The sequence below is a fragment of the Micromonospora sp. H61 genome (assembly GCF_018070325.1).
Lineage (GTDB): Bacteria > Actinomycetota > Actinomycetes > Mycobacteriales > Micromonosporaceae > Micromonospora > Micromonospora salmantinae.
Genome location: NZ_JAGPXY010000181.1, coordinates 1 through 2,528 on the forward strand (window position 1 = coordinate 1; position 2,528 = coordinate 2,528).

Annotated in this window: 4 protein-coding genes and 1 pseudogene; all 5 read right to left on the reverse strand. The window is 66.8% G+C overall.

All coding sequences use genetic code 11. The features are described 5' to 3' along the window. Positions 1–184: hypothetical protein (locus tag KBX08_RS32880; protein ID WP_210787647.1), on the reverse strand; the 184-nt coding region annotated here is incomplete at its 3' end. A 719-nt stretch (positions 185–903) separates the two neighbouring features. After that, on the reverse strand, positions 904–1,155 hold the full coding sequence (locus KBX08_RS32885) for a hypothetical protein (protein WP_210787648.1): 252 nt from the start codon (positions 1,153–1,155) through the stop codon (positions 904–906). A 29-nt stretch (positions 1,156–1,184) separates the two neighbouring features. After that, positions 1,185–1,379: a hypothetical protein gene (locus tag KBX08_RS32890; protein ID WP_210787649.1), complete on the reverse strand. Its 195-nt coding sequence runs from the start codon at positions 1,377–1,379 to the stop codon at positions 1,185–1,187. A gap of 284 nt (positions 1,380–1,663) precedes the next feature. Next, positions 1,664–1,975, reverse strand: coding sequence for a flavin reductase (locus tag KBX08_RS32895; protein ID WP_210787650.1), 312 nt, complete (start codon positions 1,973–1,975; stop codon positions 1,664–1,666). Positions 1,976–2,102: 127 nt separating this feature from the next. Beyond that, positions 2,103–2,528, reverse strand: a pseudogene (locus tag KBX08_RS32900) (hypothetical protein); the annotation flags it as partial.

Consider the following 2,528-nt stretch of genomic DNA (forward strand, 5'->3'; position numbering starts at 1 on the left):
TCAGACCGTCGTCGTCGGCGGCTGCCGCTAGCGCCTCGGTGACGGGTTCCAACACCAGCATTTCGAGGTCGAGCCCAGCTCGCCTGACACTGTTCAGCCATTCGTTGGGGCCGACGAAGCGGGCGCCCTTGCGGTAGCCCCACCGGTCGGTGTCGGTGGTGAAGTCATCGGCGGTGATCGTCAAGGCGTCTCCGATCGTTCGGGTTCAGCCGCGCGAAGCGGCGGAGTCGTAGAGCAGCACGGCCCGTGCCCTCGCGTGCCGGCGCCGCAGGAACTCGTCGTTCTCCGGGTCGAGGTGCGCCAGCGCTTTTTTCTGAGCTGTTGTGCGCGTTGTCAGCCCAGCTTCACCAGCCGACCCAACGGGTGGGCGGAGGCTCGCCGAATGATGTCCTTAGACGTTCACCTTTGCGGTGGGACACGGCTTCCACAGAGTCGACGAACTCCTCCGGGTAAGTGGTGGTAGGTCGGACTGGGTCATCGGACCTTGTCGACCTAGCCGAGGTGCCGCTGCGGTAGCGAGCGCGTCAGTTGCGGGCGATCGGCCACCTGCGGATGGCATGCAGTACACGGGTAGATGCGGGCACCGAGGGTCGCGTGCAGCCATCTGCGGTTACGAGCCGCCCTGATGCGGCATCCACAGGTCCATCTGGTCGGGATGCAACGGCCGGTGGACGTGAGGGTCGCGAGACATCCGGACGCCCGTACGGGCCGGTTGGAAGCGATCGGGTGGACCGCTTGACGTCTACGCGAGGCGAGGTTGGTCAAATCGTCCATCCAACTCCGCATCACAATCGCCCTGGACATGCTCAGATGCGGCAGCGTCATCATCACGAAGCGGGTCGGGATAGATGATGATGCCGGCGGCATCACTAACCCGCCGCGAGGCGGGCAACTCAGCGGGTATCAAACTGATGCGTCGTCTGATGCAGGCACTTCGACGTCCCGCCAATGCATGTGGTTGAGGATCAATCCCTGAATGTGGACAATCCGCCACACCCCGATCGCTGCCCAAGCCGCGGCCCCGCTCAACGGCATGGCCCAATAGGCACCCTGCAACGCGGGGTAGAGCGCAGCCGCAGCCACGCCGATCGCCGGTAGCCATCCGAGACTGATCGAGACTGCGGGCTGCTCATCGGCCGTGTTGCGGCCGATCATCGGTCCCCCTCGCGGTGGCGCAGTCTCGACTAGTCGTCGTATCTGCGTTCCTCGTAGTGCCACTCCTCGTACCAGACTTCGTCAAGGTCATCAGCGTCATCAACATCGTCGACGTCCTCGACGTAGGTGACGTACTCAACGTCCTGCCGACTGCGGTAGATCGCGATGCCAATGCCGACGACGGCGATGAGGCCGACAACTCCGGCGGCACCTTCCGTGGTCACGTTGTGACGGTAATGGCGAAGCTGTGGAGAGGGCTTCTGCTGTCGGCTAGACGACTACTCGCCGGGCGCACCCCTGGGCGGGGACAGATCACCTCAGCCCTGGCAGATGCGGTTGAGAATGGCCCGCCGTGCATCCTCGTTACGCCGGTGGTCGTCCATGTGTGCCAGCAATGCCCCTTGCCGCGCCTTCTGCCCAGCCTCATCTGCGGGGGACTGCAGGATCAGCGATGCGACCAGTCGGAGTGGGTGCTAACCCTCGTCGCCGCGTGAGGCTGGACACGGATTTAGCGCACCCAGCTCACGAACCGGGCCCACGTCTCACCCGACATCGTCACCGGCAGATCGTTGACGGCGGCGGCGTACACGGCGCCCATGTACATGGCCAAACCGATCCGGTCCCGGCCGTACGTCTCAGCGAGGCGGACCTGTGCTGGGGCACACGGCCAGTCCTGCGAACAGGTGCCGCACGCCCACTGCGGCAGGCGCGGCGTGTGCTGGCCGTCCAAACGTCGGTCGAGTGCGTCGACCGCCCGTTGCCCTCGGGCGCGCTCAACTTCCCACGCCTCGTGCACGGTGGTCGGAACCGGAAGCATCATCGCCGGGCACCCTCCGTCAGTGGCAGAGGGGCGCCCGGTCATCTCCGGCGCGGACGCCCCCCCGCCTCTTGAGTGAGGGTCCGGGAGCCGGATATCACGGTCGGTGATGTAGGTGGTACGGCGCGTACTACCTCGTGTATCCCACCAGGTCAGCCAGCACGGCCAGGTTGTCCGTCATCGCCCGTCGGCGGCCTACATCGATCGTCTGCACGATGTCCCGGCCGTACCGCTGGTGGCGTAGCCACGCCGGTGCGAGCCCGCCCAGCCCGGTCAGGATCGTCTCCGCTTCCGCGAACTGGCGGCGGGCGGCGTGCGCCCAAGCCACATCAAGGCGGTGCCGCTGCCAACTCGACCCGACCGGCGTTGGCCCCGCCGGTACCGCCTCGGCCAGCGTGAGCACCCGCCCTGGGTCGCCTGCCACCGCGGCGTTCTCAACGCGGGCCATCTGCACCCTGCCCGCGTCGAACCCGCCGACCATCAGCAGGTGCTCCCCGCCCGGGTCCCGCTCGCCGATCCGCACGGCTGCGGCGGCAGCCGCGTTGACCATCTCGGC

Coding starts and splice junctions, on each gene's coding strand:
- KBX08_RS32895 (WP_210787650.1), bottom strand. CDS start 1,975: ATGATGCTTCCGGTTCCGACCACCGTGCACGAGGCGTGGGAAGTTGAG.
- KBX08_RS32885 (WP_210787648.1), bottom strand. CDS start 1,155: ATGATCGGCCGCAACACGGCCGATGAGCAGCCCGCAGTCTCGATCAGT.